15 protein-coding genes are annotated in these 14,277 nt (G+C 67.1%); 13 read left to right on the top strand and 2 right to left on the bottom strand.

Going from position 1 to position 14,277, the window contains the following annotated elements; genetic code table 11:
* Positions 1 to 14: 14 nt before the first annotated feature.
* Positions 15 to 683, top strand: a complete 669-nt coding sequence (locus ACFPJ4_RS00485) for a TetR/AcrR family transcriptional regulator (RefSeq protein WP_386738305.1) — start codon at positions 15 to 17, stop codon at positions 681 to 683.
* Here the strand turns inward: ACFPJ4_RS00485 and ACFPJ4_RS00490 are convergent.
* Complete coding sequence (locus ACFPJ4_RS00490; protein ID WP_386738307.1) at positions 680 to 1,630, bottom strand: DMT family transporter; 951 nt, start codon at positions 1,628 to 1,630, stop codon at positions 680 to 682. The two genes, ACFPJ4_RS00485 and ACFPJ4_RS00490, sit on opposite strands and share 4 nt — an antisense overlap.
* A gap of 230 nt (positions 1,631 to 1,860) precedes the next feature.
* Here ACFPJ4_RS00490 and ACFPJ4_RS00495 point away from each other — a divergent pair, with 230 nt between their 5' ends.
* The 12 genes from ACFPJ4_RS00495 to ACFPJ4_RS00550 all read left to right on the top strand — a co-directional run bounded on the left by ACFPJ4_RS00495 (position 1,861) and on the right by ACFPJ4_RS00550 (position 13,350).
* Complete coding sequence (locus tag ACFPJ4_RS00495) at positions 1,861 to 2,886, top strand: alcohol dehydrogenase catalytic domain-containing protein (protein WP_386738308.1); 1,026 nt, start codon at positions 1,861 to 1,863, stop codon at positions 2,884 to 2,886.
* Between the two features lie 32 nt (positions 2,887 to 2,918).
* Positions 2,919 to 3,539, top strand: coding sequence for a DUF2291 family protein (locus tag ACFPJ4_RS00500; RefSeq protein WP_386738309.1), 621 nt, complete (start codon positions 2,919 to 2,921; stop codon positions 3,537 to 3,539).
* Positions 3,536 to 5,050: a sugar ABC transporter ATP-binding protein gene (locus ACFPJ4_RS00505; protein WP_386738310.1), complete on the top strand. Its 1,515-nt coding sequence runs from the start codon at positions 3,536 to 3,538 to the stop codon at positions 5,048 to 5,050. The genes ACFPJ4_RS00500 and ACFPJ4_RS00505 overlap by 4 nt, the downstream gene beginning before the upstream one ends.
* Before the next feature lie 18 nt (positions 5,051 to 5,068).
* A complete protein-coding gene (locus ACFPJ4_RS00510) occupies positions 5,069 to 6,205 on the top strand; it encodes an ABC transporter permease (RefSeq protein ID WP_386738311.1) in 1,137 nt (378 codons plus the stop codon).
* Positions 6,206 to 6,234: 29 nt separating this feature from the next.
* Positions 6,235 to 7,227, top strand: a complete 993-nt coding sequence (locus ACFPJ4_RS00515) for a D-ribose ABC transporter substrate-binding protein (RefSeq protein WP_386738312.1) — start codon at positions 6,235 to 6,237, stop codon at positions 7,225 to 7,227.
* Between the two features lie 85 nt (positions 7,228 to 7,312).
* Positions 7,313 to 9,055 (top strand): dihydroxyacetone kinase family protein, encoded by a 1,743-nt coding sequence (locus ACFPJ4_RS00520; RefSeq protein ID WP_386738313.1) that lies wholly within the window; start codon positions 7,313 to 7,315, stop codon positions 9,053 to 9,055.
* Positions 9,052 to 9,516 (top strand): ribose-5-phosphate isomerase, encoded by a 465-nt coding sequence (locus ACFPJ4_RS00525; RefSeq protein ID WP_386738314.1) that lies wholly within the window; start codon positions 9,052 to 9,054, stop codon positions 9,514 to 9,516. Before ACFPJ4_RS00520 ends, ACFPJ4_RS00525 begins: the two co-directional genes overlap by 4 nt.
* A 73-nt stretch (positions 9,517 to 9,589) precedes the next feature.
* On the top strand, positions 9,590 to 10,336 hold the full coding sequence (locus tag ACFPJ4_RS00530) for a triose-phosphate isomerase family protein (RefSeq protein WP_386738315.1): 747 nt from the start codon (positions 9,590 to 9,592) through the stop codon (positions 10,334 to 10,336).
* A gap of 62 nt (positions 10,337 to 10,398) precedes the next feature.
* The gene (locus ACFPJ4_RS00535; protein ID WP_386738316.1) at positions 10,399 to 11,223 is read left to right on the top strand and encodes a DeoR/GlpR family DNA-binding transcription regulator; all 825 of its coding nucleotides are present in this window, start codon (positions 10,399 to 10,401) and stop codon (positions 11,221 to 11,223) included.
* On the top strand, positions 11,220 to 12,251 hold the full coding sequence (locus ACFPJ4_RS00540; protein WP_386738318.1) for an NAD(P)-dependent alcohol dehydrogenase: 1,032 nt from the start codon (positions 11,220 to 11,222) through the stop codon (positions 12,249 to 12,251). Before ACFPJ4_RS00535 ends, ACFPJ4_RS00540 begins: the two co-directional genes overlap by 4 nt.
* A gap of 12 nt (positions 12,252 to 12,263) precedes the next feature.
* A complete protein-coding gene (rbsD, locus tag ACFPJ4_RS00545) occupies positions 12,264 to 12,656 on the top strand; it encodes a D-ribose pyranase (RefSeq protein WP_386738319.1) in 393 nt (130 codons plus the stop codon).
* A 70-nt stretch (positions 12,657 to 12,726) separates the two neighbouring features.
* Positions 12,727 to 13,350 carry a class I SAM-dependent methyltransferase gene (locus ACFPJ4_RS00550; protein WP_386738321.1) on the top strand — a complete coding sequence of 208 codons (624 nt, stop codon included), beginning with the start codon at positions 12,727 to 12,729 and terminating at the stop codon, positions 13,348 to 13,350.
* 1 nt (position 13,351) lies between these two features.
* Here ACFPJ4_RS00550 and ACFPJ4_RS00555 read toward each other — a convergent pair whose 3' ends face one another.
* Positions 13,352 to 14,230, bottom strand: a complete 879-nt coding sequence (locus ACFPJ4_RS00555; RefSeq protein ID WP_386738322.1) for an LLM class flavin-dependent oxidoreductase — start codon at positions 14,228 to 14,230, stop codon at positions 13,352 to 13,354.
* Positions 14,231 to 14,277 lie beyond the last annotated feature (47 nt).

Below are 14,277 nucleotides of genomic sequence, written 5' to 3' on the forward strand. Positions count from 1 at the left end.
GGGTGATGAAGACCATGTCGACACCAGAGCCACAGGCACGCGTCACGCGCACGGGACCGGCGACACGGGAGCGGATCCTCGACGCGGCGACCCAGTTGTTCTATGCGAACGGTCTGCGCTCCGTGAGCGCGGACCGGATCGTCGCGCAGGTCGGGATCACCAAGGTCACCTTCTACCGGCACTTCCCCACGAAGGAAGACCTCATCGTGGCCTACCTCGAGCGCCGGGCCCGATGGGAGCGGGACGCCGTCGAAGCGGCTCGCGCGGCGGCCCCGGGCAAGCCCGCAGAAGCCCTGCGGATGATCGTGGATGGAATCGGCCAAGAGAGCTGCTCCCCCGGTTTTCGGGGCTGTCCCTTCATCAACGCGGCGGCCGAATACCCCGACCCCGAGCATCCGGTCCGGGTGGTGGTCGGCGTCCACCGTGCATGGTTCAAGGGCGCGATCGAGGAGTTCCTGATCGAGCTGGGCGTGAGCGACTCGTCACGGATCGCGGATCAGCTCGTCATGCTGCGCGACGGTGCGATGGTCAGCGGATACCTCGGTGATCCCGCGACGGTCGCCGATGCGCTCTACTACGCCGGATTGGCCGTCATCGAGCAACGCAGTCGCACCGAGGACAGCCGCTATGTCTGGGAGAGCACGTTCGTCGACCCCGGGGTCTCGAGGCCCCGACCGCGCTAGCGCGAGCCCAGGGCCTGCGGCCCGTCGGGCGAGGCCTCGTCCTCGATGATCGCGACGGCGGCCTCGGGCTCGGCCGGTATCTCCGCGCTCGCGCGGTGGCGGGTGACCAGGTAGGCGCCGCCGAGCACGAGCACGAATCCGATGACCGTCCACACGGTGACGCGCTCGCCCAGCACGAGCGCACCGGCGATGATCGCGACCGCGGGGTTGAGGTAGGTGATCGTCGTGGTGCGCATGGGCCCGACCTCGGCGACCAAGGCGAACATCAGCAGGAAGGCGACGGCGCTGCAGACCACGGCCAGGGTGACGATCGACGCGATGACCGGGGCTGAGGGCCACCGGGTCGGCCATCCGCCGGTGAGCGAGACGACGGGAACGTAAAGGACGGCGGTGACGGCGAGTGAGAGGGCGACGACGCCGACACCGGGGAGGTCGCTCATCCAGCGTGAGAGGATCGCCGGTCCGAATGCGTAGCCGACCACCACGACAGCCAGTTCCGCGACGCCGAGGAGGTCGGACCCCGCCACGTCGAACCCGACCAGCGCGGCGACTCCGAGCATGCCGGCCAGGATGCCGAGCCAGTTGATGAGCGTGAGCTTCGCCGGCCGGCCGAACAGCACGGCGACCGCGACACCGACGAGCGGGATCGCGGCGAGCAGCAGCCCGGCCGTCGAGCTGGGCAGCCGCTGCTCGGCCGAACTCAAGAAGTACCAGGGCACCACGATCTCGACGAGCGTGTAGGCGAGCAGCGGCACCCATCGGCGCAGCACGGGGAGCACCTGCCGCCGGGCCAGCGCAAGCGGGAGCAGCAGCAGTGCTCCGAGGGCGCTTCGAGCGAAGACGACCATCGCCGGATCGAGTTCACCGACCGCGACCTTGATCAGCAGGTAGGGGATGCCCCACGCGACTCCGAGCGCCGCGAACAGGATGATCGCGCGTCGAGTCACCGGGCGATCTTACCGACTCATCACGCCCGAGCCTCGAGTCGGCAGCCTCCGAGTTGACAGACACACCTGAGCGACTTAGGTTACTTCTAACTCGCGTGACGCCAGTTCTAACATTGAATGTCACATAGCGAAGTTGAGGGCAGGGAGCTCCGCGGGGCGATTGCTCGCCGAAATGATCGAAATCTCACGTGACGGTGAGAACACAAAGGAGTGAGACGCCAGTGCGAGCAGTGGTTTTTGAATCCAAGGGATCCCTCACGCTGGTCGACCGACCCGAGCCGGTTCCCGGCTTCAAGGAGGTTCTGATCGAGACCGCCGCGGTCGGGATCTGCGGCACCGATACCCATGTCCTGGACGGCGAGTTCGAAGGCACGATCTTCCCGCTCGTTCCCGGCCACGAGGCCACGGGCACGGTCGTCGCGCTGGGCGACGGCGTGAGCGACGGGGTCAACTCCTTGGCCGTCGGCGACCATGTCGCCATCAACCCCAGCACGGTCTGCGGTGAGTGCGAGTTCTGTCTCAACGGCAAACAGAACCTGTGCCGCTTCTGGAACGGTCTCGGCGTCGTCGCGTCTGACGGAGCCTCGCAGCAGCGGTTCACCGCTCCGGTCGCCAACGTCTACAAGCTGAAGCCGGAGACCGATGTGTACCTCGCCGCCCTCATCGAGCCGCTGGCCTGCGCCATCCGCGGGTGGGACATCCTTCCCCGGCGCATCGGCGATCACGTGCTCGTGTACGGCTCGGGCACCATGGGGTTGCTGATGGCCCAACTCGCCACGCGGGCGGGCGCGGCATCGGTGACCATCGTCGATCTCAACCAGGAACGCCTGAGGACGGCGGCCGAGGTGGGCGTTCAGCACCGGTTCACCAGCGCCGACCAGTCGGAGCGCTCGAACTGGGATGTCGTGATCGACTGCACGGGCAACGTCCGGGCAATCGAGGACGGGCTCCCGCGCGTGAAGGCGGGCGGCACCTTCCAGCACTTCGGCGTGGCGCCGACCGAGGCGAAGGCGAACTACTCGCCGTTCCGCGTCTACCGAGACGAGATATCCATCGTCGGCACGATGGCGGTGCTCAACTCATTCGGTCGCGCGGTGGAGATGTTCGAGGCGGGTGCGATCAACGCCGAAGCGATGGTGAGTCACTCCTTCACCCTCGACGACTACGTGCAGGCTCTCGACATGTTCCGGGCGGGATCGGGGCGCAAGCTCCAGATTCGTCCCAACGACACCGAGTCGCGGGTCTTCCGCTCATGACCGCCCCGACGACAGCCAGGTCGGCTCGACGTGTGACGCCGCGCATGCGGCAGGTGATCACCGGCGCCGTCATCATCGTGCTGCTGATCGTCATGGCGCTCAGCACCCGAGTGGTCAGCACCGTGTCGGCGGCGGGCCAGCAGACGGGAGCCTTCTCGGCGGACAGCTATGGCAAGACGGAGTTCCCCAAAGTCCAGGCGGCTATCGAGAAGAAGGCGACGGACGCGCGCACCTTGGCGGCCGCCATCGCCGCGGACCGGACTGCCGCGGCCAAGAAGTACGGCGTGCCGGCGGGCACCGGCCCGGAGTTCTCGGTGAAGTTCACCGGCGTCGTCGGCGCGGGGAGCCTGGGGGTCTACCCGGTCACCGTCGCCGGGATGCCGGCGTCGGTCCTCATCCGTATTCAGACCGGGCCGGCAATCAACGGCACCGACCTCCGCGACGCCCCCGGCACGATCCAGTACGGACAGTTCGTCAACCAGATCGACTACCAGAACGCGGCGTCAGCGCTCAACAAGCAGATGAAAGCCAGCGTGCTGGCCTCGGTCGACACCGCCAACCTCGTCGGTAAGACGGTGACGGTGATCGGCGCGTTCCAGTTGATCAACCCGAACGGTTGGCTCGTCACCCCGGCGAAGCTGAGCGTGCAATGAGCGACACGGCACTGCTGACGGCGCGGGACATCGTCAAGACCTACGGCGGCACTCACGCGCTCAAGGGCGTCAATTTCGAGATCCACAAGGGAAAAGTGACGACGCTGTTCGGTGAGAACGGTGCGGGCAAGTCGACGCTGATGAAGATCCTGTCCGGGGTCGAGGCCCCGACGTCGGGCCAGATCATCCTCGACGGCGCTCCCGTGGCGTTCTCGTCGACCGTCGAGGCGCGGGAGCGCGGGATCTCGATCATCCATCAGGAGCTCAGCCTCGCCCCCAACCTCAATGTGCGCGACAACATCTTCATGGGGCGCGAGATCCGCACCCCGTACGGCGTGGACTTCGCTGAAGAGGCACGGCAGGCGAAGGCGATCATGGCGGAGCTCGAAGAGAGCATCGATCCCCTTCGGCTGCTGCAAGACCTCCGCCTCGGCCAGCAGCAGATCGTGGAGATCGCCCGGGCCCTCTCTGTCGACTCGCGCATCCTGATCATGGATGAGCCCACTTCCGCGCTCAGCGCCTCCGAGGTGGAGGTGCTCTTCACGGTGATCCGCGACCTCACCTCGCGGGGCGTCTCGATCGTCTACATCTCGCATCATCTCGAAGAAGCGCTGCAGATCACCGACTACGCGGTCGTGCTGCGCGATGGCTCGATCACCGCGACCGCGGAAGCCTCCGACATCAATCTCGAGTGGATCGTACGGAACATGGTCGGCGAGAACTTCGACCTCGGTTCGCCGCCCCGCGGGTACCCGTTCGGCGATGTCGTGCTTTCGGCGCAGGACGTCAGCGTCGCCGATCAATCGAGTGCCGACCGTTCGGTCGTCGACCACCTCTCCCTCGACGTGCGTGCGGGAGAGATCGTGTGCATCTACGGCCTGATGGGTGCAGGCCGCACCGAGTTGCTCGAAGCAATGGCCGGCCGGGTTCCCGTCTCCGGCGGACGGGTGGTTCTGAAGGGCGTCGACATCTCACGGATGTCGATCGCCGACCGCATCGCTCATGGACTCGGCCTGGTTCCGGAGGATCGGCAGCGGGACGGGCTCGTGCAGTCGATGAGCGTCGGAGCCAACCTGTCCCTCGCCAGCATCGCGGCGTTCCTGCGGGGAGCGTTCCTCTCCCGAGCGCGCGAGCAGGGGCTGGTCGACAAGATGATCGGCGAGGTCCACGTCAAGACCGCGGGCGGGTCCGCGCCGATCGGATCGTTGTCCGGTGGCAACCAGCAGAAGGTCGTCATCGGCAAGATGCTGGCGACTCAGCCCGACGTGATCCTTCTCGACGAGCCCAGCCGCGGTATCGACATCGGCGCGAAGGCCGAGGTCTTCCGGCTGCTGGCCGAGCGCGCGGAGGCCGGTCTCGCGGTCGTGTTCTCGACCTCTGAGGTCTCTGAATGCCTCAGCATCGCCCATCGCATCGTCGTCATGCGGCGCGGAAAGATCTCTGCGGAGCTCGGCCCCGACGTCACCAAAGAAGAGATCATGGCCGCCTCCGGCGAAGCCGTGATTGCCTGAAAGAACGGAAGACCCATCATGACGTCTGCGGCCCCGCAACGACAGAAACCGAAGTCCAGCCCGCTATCGGGTGGCTTCAGCATCACCAAGCTCGTGCTCGAGGGGCGTGCGTTCTTCGCTCTGATCGCCATCATCGTGATCTTCTCGCTGCTGTCGCCCTTCTACTTCTCGGTGAGCAACTTCCTCACGATGTCGTCGCATGTCGCCGTTTACGCGATTCTCTCGGTCGGCATGCTGTTGGTCATCCTGAACGGCGGCATCGACCTCTCGGTCGGGTCGACCCTCGGTCTCTCCGGCGTCGTCGCCGGCTACCTGATGCAGGGCATCCGGATCGACTTCCTGGGAGTCGTGCTGATTCCCCCGGTGTGGGTCGTCGTGGTCATCGCGTGTGCGCTCGGCGCCTTCGTCGGCTTGGTCAACGGTGTCCTGATCTCGAGGTTCAAGGTGCCCCCGTTCGTGGCGACTCTGGGCATGCTCTATGTCGTGCGGGGTGCGGCGCTCCTCATGACGAACGGGCTCACCTACAACGACCTGGGCGGCAAGCCGGAGCTGGGCAATACCGGATTCGATTGGCTGGGTTTCAACCGCATCCTGAATGTGCCGATCGGCGTGCTGGTGATGGTCGTCATCGCGATCATCGGCAGCGTCGTGCTGACACGCACGGTTTTCGGTCGCTGGCTGTATGCATCCGGCGGCAATGAGCGTGCGGCCGATCTCTCGGGCGTGCCGGTGAAACGTGTTCAGCGACGGGTGTACGTGCTCTCGGGCGTGTGCGCGGCCATCGCCGGATTGATCCTCTCCTCCGAGCTCACCTCGGCGAGCCCGACCGCCGGTACCAGCTACGAGCTGACCGCGATCGCCGCCGTCGTCATCGGCGGCGCGGCGCTCACCGGCGGGCGAGGCAACATCCGCGGCACACTGCTCGGCGCGTTCGTCATCGGCTTCCTGTCCGACGGCCTCGTCATCGTCGGGGTGTCTGCCTACTGGCAGACCGTCTTCACCGGCGCGGTGATCGTTCTCGCTGTCCTCCTCAACGCGGTGCAGTACCGCCGCCGTGGCAAGCGCCCCCGTTCCGGAGACGACTCCACTGCTTCCTCGACGCTGTCGGAATCGGCCGGCTCGGCCGAACCGGCTGTCGAGAAGAGCGCCGGCTGACCGGCATCCCTACCGAAAGGAAAATGCACATGTCTCGCAAAGCAATGGCTGCAGCAGCGACGCTCGCGACCTTCGCACTGGCGACAGTGGCTCTCGTTGGCTGCTCGTCGACCGGCTCCGGGGGCTCGACTTCGGGCTCGTCGTCGAAAGGCGGCTTGATCTCGATCATCGTCAACGATCCCGCGAACCCGTACTGGTTGACAGAAGGCAACGTCGCCGCGGCCGAAGCGAAGAAGCTCGGATACACCTCGACCGTCGGCGCATCGAAGGGTGACACCAACACCGAGAGCAACCTCATCGACACGGCGATCACCAAGAAGTCGGTGGCGATCATCCTCGACCCGGCGAACGCGAGCGGCTCGGTCGGCGCGGTGAAGAAGGCCACCGCGGCGGGCATCCCCGTCTTCCTCGTCAATGCCGAGATCAACACGGCCGGCGTGGCCAAGGCGCAGCTGGTCTCGAACAACGCCCAGGGTGCGGCCCTCGGTGCACAGCAGTGGGTTGCCGGCATCGGACAGACTGCGGACTACGTCGAACTCCTCGGAGCGCCCTCCGACAACAACGCCGCAACCCGGTCGAACGGCTACCAGACGGTGATCAGCCAGTACCCCGGCCTCAAAGAGGTCGGTAAGGAGGTCGCCAACTGGGACCGCACCCAGGGTCACGACAAGATGCAGAGTCTGCTTCAGGCTCACCCCGGCATTACCGGCGTGATCAGCGGAAATGACGAGATGGCGCTCGGCGCGATCGCGGCTCTCAAGGAGGCGGGCAAGCTCGCCACCGTGAAGGTCGGCGGATTCGACGGTTCGCCCGACGCGGTGGCCGCGATCAAGGCCGGTGAGCTGCAGTACACCGTGCTTCAGCCCGTTGCGACCTTCGCGGCCAAGGCTGTGGACGAGGCGGACTCGTTCATCCGCACCGGCAAGACCGGGGCGTCGGCCGAGAAGCAGTCGTTCGACTGCATCCTGATCACGAAGGACAACGTGGACAAGTACACCGCGCCCTTCACGCTCTCGCAGTAGTTCAGACGGGGGTGGGAGCCTCGGCGTTCCCACCCCCGCACCACCCGTCAGCACCGTCTGAGAACCCCTGAAAGGAGCGACTCGAGTGAGTTACCTTCTCAACGATCCGGCCGACTTCACCGATGAGATGATCACCGGCTTCGTTGACGCGAACTCCGACATCGTCCGCCGGGTGTCCGGCGGCGTGGTGCGCACCGGTCGCACTCCGGCCGGTCAGGTCGCCGTCGTCATCGGGGGCGGCTCTGGTCACTACCCGGCATTCGGCGGTCTCGTCGGACGCGGCCTCGCACATGGTGCCGCGATGGGGAACGTCTTCGCCTCTCCCTCGGCTCAGCAGGTGTACTCCGTCGCCAAGTCCGTGGCAACCGACGCGGGAGTGCTGTTCAGCTACGGCAATTACGCCGGCGACGTTCTGAACTTTGATCAGGCGCAACAGCGGCTCATCGCCGAAGGCATTCCCTGCCGCACCGTCGTGGTCACCGATGACATCTACAGCGCAGAGGTCAGCGAGATCCACAAGCGGCGCGGGATCGCCGGCGATCTGGCCGTCTTTCGCGCCGCGGCATGGGCGGCGGAGCGGGGCGGCACCCTCGATGAGGTCTTCGAGTTCGCGACTCGTGCGAATGAGCGCACCCGCTCGGTCGGCGTGGCCTTCACCGGGTGCACCCTCCCGGGTGCCGCCGCCCCGCTCTTTACCGTCACGCCGGGCCGAATGGCCGTCGGCATGGGAATCCATGGCGAACCCGGAATCGAGGAGCAGGATCTTCCCACCGCCGAGGCGCTGGGGCGGCAGCTCGTCGATCGACTCCTCGATGCTCGGCCACTCTCGGTCGACCCGTCGCCGACTTCGCGGGTCGCCGTCATCCTGAACGGGCTCGGCTCGGTGAAGTACGAGGAGTTGTTCGTGACGTACGCGACCGTGGCAGCGAGGCTCCGTGAGTCGGGGATGGTCATCGTGCAGCCCGAGGTCGGTGAGCTGGTCACGAGCTTCGAAATGGCCGGAGTCTCGTTGACCCTCGTCTGGTTGGACGACGAGCTCGAACGTGCGTGGCTGTCTGCGTGCGAGACCTCGGCCTATCGCCGGGGCCGGGTGATCGGGGAGCCGGATCCGGTCGGCATTGCGGAGGAGGTGGACGAGAAGTCGGCCGCCCTCTCGCCCGGCACGCCGGAGTCGCGGGCCTGCGCACAGCTCGTGGTCGACGTGCTCGGCGCGATCAAGCGCGTCATCGACGAGAACGTCGACGAGCTCGGCCGCCTCGATGCGATCGCCGGAGACGGCGATCACGGGATCGGGATGCAGCGAGGAGCGACCGCCGCGCTCGCCGCAGCCCGGAAGACCGAACAAGCGGATGCGGGCGCCGGAGCCACGCTCGCTGCGGCCGGAGACGCCTGGGCCGATCGGGCGGGGGGCACGTCGGGCGCCCTCTGGGGTCTCGCGCTCCGCGCCGTCGCCGACTCGATCGGCGATGAGAATGCGCCGGATGCCGCGACCGTCAGTGCGGGGATCTCGGCCGCCGCCGATGCCATCGCCCGAGTCGGCAAGGCGGAGCTCGGCGACAAGACGATGCTCGATGCCCTGATCCCCTTCGCCGAGGCCCTCGCCTCGCGAGTCGTTGCGGGGTCATCGTTGACGGCCGCCTGGAGGCAGGCCGCCGAGGTGGCGACCACCGCGGCACAGGCGAGCGCCGATCTCATCCCCCGCATCGGCCGTGCGCGACCGCACGTCGAGAAGAGTCTCGGCACGCCGGACCCCGGTGCGGTCTCACTCGCTCTGGCGGCGACAGCTGTCGCCGTTCTCCTCGAAGACAAGAAAGAGGTCGCCCCATGACCCGCAAGCTTCGCATCGTCGTCGGGTCCGATGACGCCGGATTCACCTACAAGGAGGCTCTGAAGGCCGACTTCGAAGCCAACCCCGATGTCGAGCTCGTCGCCGATGTCGGGGTCGACGCGAATGGTCACACTCCCTACCCGACGGTGGCCATCGCGGCTGCCGAGCTCATCGCATCCGGGGCGGCGGACCGCGCGCTCCTGGTCTGCGGAACCGGGCTCGGGGTCGCGATCTCGGCCAACAAGGTCGCCGGCATCAGAGCCGTCACGGCCCACGACAGCTACTCGGTCGAGCGTGCTGTGTTGAGCAACAACGCCCAGGTTCTGACTTTCGGCCAGCGGGTCATCGGGCTGGAACTGGCCCGTCGGCTCGCTCAGGAGTGGCTCGGTTATCGATTTGACGAGGCGTCGGCATCGGCCGAGAAGCTGGCCGTGCTGAGCGACTACGAAACGCGGTCATGAGAGCCGGCTCCGGCGCCCGGCGCGAATCGACCTGAGTATGGATTCCTCAGCAAGAAGTTCTGCCATCTTGTTGATGGTGAGCTTCAAGATGTACTTCACCACCGCACAGGCCGTCGCCTGGAGCCGGGCGGTCGGAGAGCTCGCGTCGACCCATTCCGCCGTCGTCGACCGTCGCGTCGAACTGGTCGTCCTGCCGTCGTTCCCTGCACTCGGGGGGGTCATCGATGCCTTGGCGGGGACTTCGCATTCGGTCGGCGCTCAGGACCTGTTCTGGGAGGACAGCGGTCCATACACAGGAGCAGTCAGCGGGCGGGATCTTCGCGGGATGGGCTGTCGGTATGTCGAGATCGGGCATGCGGAGCGCCGGGAACTGTTCGGCGATGACAGTCATGCCGTGCGGCTGAAGGTCGGTGCGGCCATCAGGAACAATCTGATCCCGGTGCTGTGCGTCGGGGAGCCGGAGCACAGGGGCATCGACGCGGCGATCCTCTGGTGCACGGAGCAGCTGGAATCCGCACTCGGCTGGTTGGAATCCACAGGACTGTCGACACCCCTCGTCGTGGCGTACGAGCCTGTCTGGGCGATTGGTGGCGAACAAGCCGCATCATCCGCGCATGTGGTAGCAGTCGCCTCGGCACTTCGAGCGTGGCTCTCGGAGCGCCCAGCCGTCACGAGCGCGTCGATTCTCTATGGCGGGAGCGCGGGGCTGGGAACCCTGACGGAACTCGGGGGTGCTGTTGACGGAGTCTTTCTCGGCAGGTTTGCTCATGATCCGGAAGTATTCGTGTCGATTCTCGATGAGGCAGGAGGGCAATCGTGACGTCCAATGACGTGCGATCCGACCAGGGGTCGGATGGAGGTTTGCTGCAGTCGACGCCTCCGGTGGGTGATAGCAGACAGCTCCGTCAGGTCGCCCGGCAACTCGCGATCAGCGAGGCGGTGATGGCCGAGGGCTCGGTGCGCATCGAGCAGCTGGCGGAACGTTTCGAGACCAGTGTCATGACGATTCACCGGGATCTCGACGAGCTGGAGAGTCGTGGGATCCTGCGGAAGTCGCGGGGGGTCGCCTCCGCGACGTCGACCAGCCTGGTCGAATCGAGCGACGTCTACCGCGCGAACCGGCAGTCCCAGGAGAAGGCCGCGATCGCGGCGGCCGCGATGCGTTTCATCGAACCGGGCCAGGCCATCTTCCTCGACGACTCGACGACCGTCCTTCACCTCGTGAAGCACCTTCCGTCGAAGACGCCGATCACCGTGATCACGAACGTCGTGACCGTGATGAACCAGCTGACGGGCGTGCGTGACCTGACGCTCCTCGGGCTCGGGGGACAGTATTACAGTTGGTGCAGCTCTTTCATGGGGCGGATGACGACCCAGTCGATCTCCCAACTGCGGGCGGACACCGTGATCATGTCCACGTCGGCGATCACCGACGATGTCACCTTCCACCAATTCCCCGAGACCGTTGACACCAAGCGCGCCATGTTCGACGCGTCGAAGACACGCATCCTGCTCGTCGATCACACCAAGTTCGAGCGCAGGGCGCTGCACGCACTCGCACCGCTGTCTGACTTCGACATCGTGATCGTCGATGACAAGACGCCGGAAGGACACGTCACGCGACTTCGGTCGCAGGGGATCAACGTCGTCGTCGCACCCACCGGATCACGGTCGAGCGGCGGCGTCGGACACGAGGAGCACGCATGACCGTACTGCCTGAACACATGACCGCAAGCGTTCTGAAGGGGGTGCGCGAGATGGCCGTCGAGCAACGGCCGCTTCCGGTGCCCGAGCGCGACGAGGTGCTCGTCAGAGTGTCCTCGGTCGGCGTCTGCGGCTCCGACGTGCACTTCTGGGCCGAGGGCAGTCTGGGCGACTGGGTGGTCGACGCACCACTCGTCCTCGGGCACGAGTCCTCGGGCACGATCGTGGCGGTGGGGGCGGATGTCTCCCCGTCTCGCATCGGAAGCAGGGTGTCGATCGAGCCACAGCATCCGGACCCGACGTCGTCGGAGTCCATGGCCGGGCACTACAACCTCGACCCGGGAATGCGATTCTTCGCCACCCCGGGAGTGGATGGGGCGTTCGCCGAGTTCGTCACCATCCAGTCGCATTTCGCCTGGGACGTACCCGACACGATCAGCGATGACGCTGCGGCCCTCATGGAGCCGTTGTCGGTCGCCGTGGCGACGATCCGCAAGGCGGGCATCACGGTGGGAAGCCGGGTGCTCATCACCGGAGCCGGACCGATCGGCGTCGTGATCGCCCAGACGGCGCGTGCCTACGGCGCACGCGAGATCATCGTCTCCGATGTCAGCGCTGCCCGCCGGCAGCAGGCCATGACATTCGGCGCGAGCGAGACGATCGATCCCATGGTCACCGACATCGCGTCGCTTGGCCTCGACGTCGATGCGTTCATCGATGCATCGGGCGCGGCGGCCGCGGTGCAGTCGGGCATCCACGCCGTTCGGCCCGGCGGGAGGGTGGTCCTGGTCGGGATGGGCGCGCCCACCGTCTCGATCCCGGTTCCGCTGATTCAGAACCGCGAGCTGATCGTCACGGGAGTCTTCCGATACGCCAACACCTGGCCGACGGCCATCGAGCTGGTCGCGAGCGGACGTGTCGACCTCGATGCGCTGGTCACCGGGCACTTCGGCATCGACCAGGTCGAAGCTGCCCTCGCGTCGACCACGGAACCCGGCGTGCTCAAGAGCATCGTCAATCCCGGTCGGTAGGAGCGAGCAGCGGTGCATCGCTCGAACGCCATTCTCAACCCCCGACTCCTGGCCGCAGTGGCCGGGCTTGGACACGGCCAGTCCCTGTTCATCGTGGATCCCGGGTTTCCCATCCCCGACGGCCCCGAACTGATCGACCTGTCACTTCACGCAGGCACCCCCTCGTTCGCCGACGTCCTGACCACGATCGTCGCCGAGCTGTCGGTCGAATCGTCGGTGGCGGCCGGCGAGACCGAGGAACACAGCCCGCCTGCCTACGCCGCGATGATCGGAGCGGGTCTCGCTCCGCGGATCGTCGCGCACGATGAGTTGAAGCTGATGGCCGCGAACGCCCGCACGATCGTTCGCACCGGCGACGTGGTTCCCTTCTCGAACATCGCGCTGATCGGCGGAGTCACCTTCTAAGACGAATCCGGAGGCCTCGCCGCAGCATCGGGCTCCAGCGAAGAGTCGCGCTCGAGGGCATGATGAACTCATGGACGAGCCGGCGGACTTCTGGGAGCAGCGTTACGCGAGCAGCGACAGGGTCTGGTCAGGTCACGCCAACCGGGCCCTGGTCGACGTGGCGCTCACCCTGACCCCGGGTCGCGCCCTCGACCTCGGGTGCGGCGAGGGCGGGGACGCCGTCTGGCTCGCCGAGCACGGCTGGCAGGTGACGGGCATCGACATCTCCCCGTCGGCGATCGCGCGCGCCCGCGGGGCGGCCGAGGCGGCCGGCATCGCCGCGGACCGCGTCCGCTTCGTGGTGAGCGACCTCGAAAGCTGGGCGGATGACGGGCCGTACGACCTCGTGAGCGCCTGCTTCCTGCATTCCCCGGTCTCGCTCTCGCGCGAGCAGATCCTCCGGCGCGCCGCCGAACGGGTGAGCTCGGGCGGGCGTCTGCTCATCGTCTCGCACGCGGCCCCGCCGCCCGGGTCGAGGTTCGCGGAGCATCACCCCGAGGGCCTGCCGCAACCCGACGACGAGGTGGCCGCCCTCGACCTGCCCGCGGATCAGTGGGAGGTCGAGATCGCCGAGGTCCGCCGGCGACCGGCGACCGGGCCCGACGGCGAAGAGACCGTGCTCGACGACGGGGTCGTGCTGCTGCGGCGTCGCTGAGTCAGCGGTCGGCGCGCAGCCGCTCCGCGATCCGTGCGACCGCGGCGGTGTAGCCGGGCAGATCCGGTTCGTGCGCGCGCGACTGCAGCAGCACCGTGGTCGCCCCGGCGGCGTACATCTGCCGCACCATCGATTCGACGGCCTCGTCGCTGCCCGTCGCGGCGAAGCGACGCTCACCGCTCAGCTGCCAGTCATCGAACTCGCGCTCGATCCGCTCCGCGGCGCCCGGCCCGAACTCGGCCATGAGGAACACGACGACCTCGAAGGCCTCGGGCAGCCCGGCATCCGCCCGAGCGCGCCGGATGCCGTCCACCGCGGTGCGCACCATCTCTGGCGACGAACCCGTGGTCATGACGAGGCCGTCGGCGACCTCGCCGACCAGCGCGATCGTCTTCGGGCCCTCGCCGGCCGCCAGCACGGGGACGGGACCGGGGGGCGGCCACTCGAGCTGCACCTCGTCGAGGTGCACATAGCGCCCGTCGACGTTCAGGCGCTCGCCCGCGAGCAGCGCACGCAGGGCGGGCACGTATTCGCGCATCAACGTCAAGGGGGAGGCCACCCTGGCCCCGACCTGGCCCATCCAGTCGAGCACGCCGTGGCCGACGCCGAAGCGAGCCCGGCCGGGGAACATCCGCTCGATCGTGGCGAGCTCCATCGCGGTGACGGCCACGTTGCGCAGCGGCATCGGGAGCACTCCCACGCCGACCCGGATCCGTTCGGTGGCGGAGACGGCGCCGAGGAGCGAGGCGAGCCCGCTCTGTTTGAAGCAGTCCTCGAACATCCACAGCTCGTCGATGCCCGCCCGCTCGACCGCGACCGCGGTGTCGCGCAGCTGCTCGGGCGGGAAGGTCGGTTGGAAGATCATTCCGAAGGACGTCATGCGGTCTCCTTAGCTGCCGACCATCAGTGTGCCCCGAACCCCCGACC

This window comes from Lysinimonas soli (genome assembly GCF_042655435.1).
Taxonomy (GTDB): Bacteria; Actinomycetota; Actinomycetes; order Actinomycetales; family Microbacteriaceae; genus Lysinimonas; species Lysinimonas soli.

Bases quoted from the DNA above. Each gene is read 5' to 3' on its own strand.
- ACFPJ4_RS00505 (WP_386738310.1), top strand. From the start codon at position 3,536: ATGAGCGACACGGCACTGCTGACGGCGCGGGACATCGTCAAGACCTAC.
- ACFPJ4_RS00540 (WP_386738318.1), top strand. From the start codon at position 11,220: ATGACCGTACTGCCTGAACACATGACCGCAAGCGTTCTGAAGGGGGTG.
- ACFPJ4_RS00555 (WP_386738322.1), bottom strand. From the start codon at position 14,230: ATGACGTCCTTCGGAATGATCTTCCAACCGACCTTCCCGCCCGAGCAG.
- ACFPJ4_RS00550 (WP_386738321.1), top strand. From the start codon at position 12,727: ATGGACGAGCCGGCGGACTTCTGGGAGCAGCGTTACGCGAGCAGCGAC.
- ACFPJ4_RS00485 (WP_386738305.1), top strand. From the start codon at position 15: ATGTCGACACCAGAGCCACAGGCACGCGTCACGCGCACGGGACCGGCG.
- ACFPJ4_RS00515 (WP_386738312.1), top strand. From the start codon at position 6,235: ATGTCTCGCAAAGCAATGGCTGCAGCAGCGACGCTCGCGACCTTCGCA.
- ACFPJ4_RS00510 (WP_386738311.1), top strand. From the start codon at position 5,069: ATGACGTCTGCGGCCCCGCAACGACAGAAACCGAAGTCCAGCCCGCTA.
- ACFPJ4_RS00525 (WP_386738314.1), top strand. From the start codon at position 9,052: ATGACCCGCAAGCTTCGCATCGTCGTCGGGTCCGATGACGCCGGATTC.
- ACFPJ4_RS00530 (WP_386738315.1), top strand. From the start codon at position 9,590: ATGGTGAGCTTCAAGATGTACTTCACCACCGCACAGGCCGTCGCCTGG.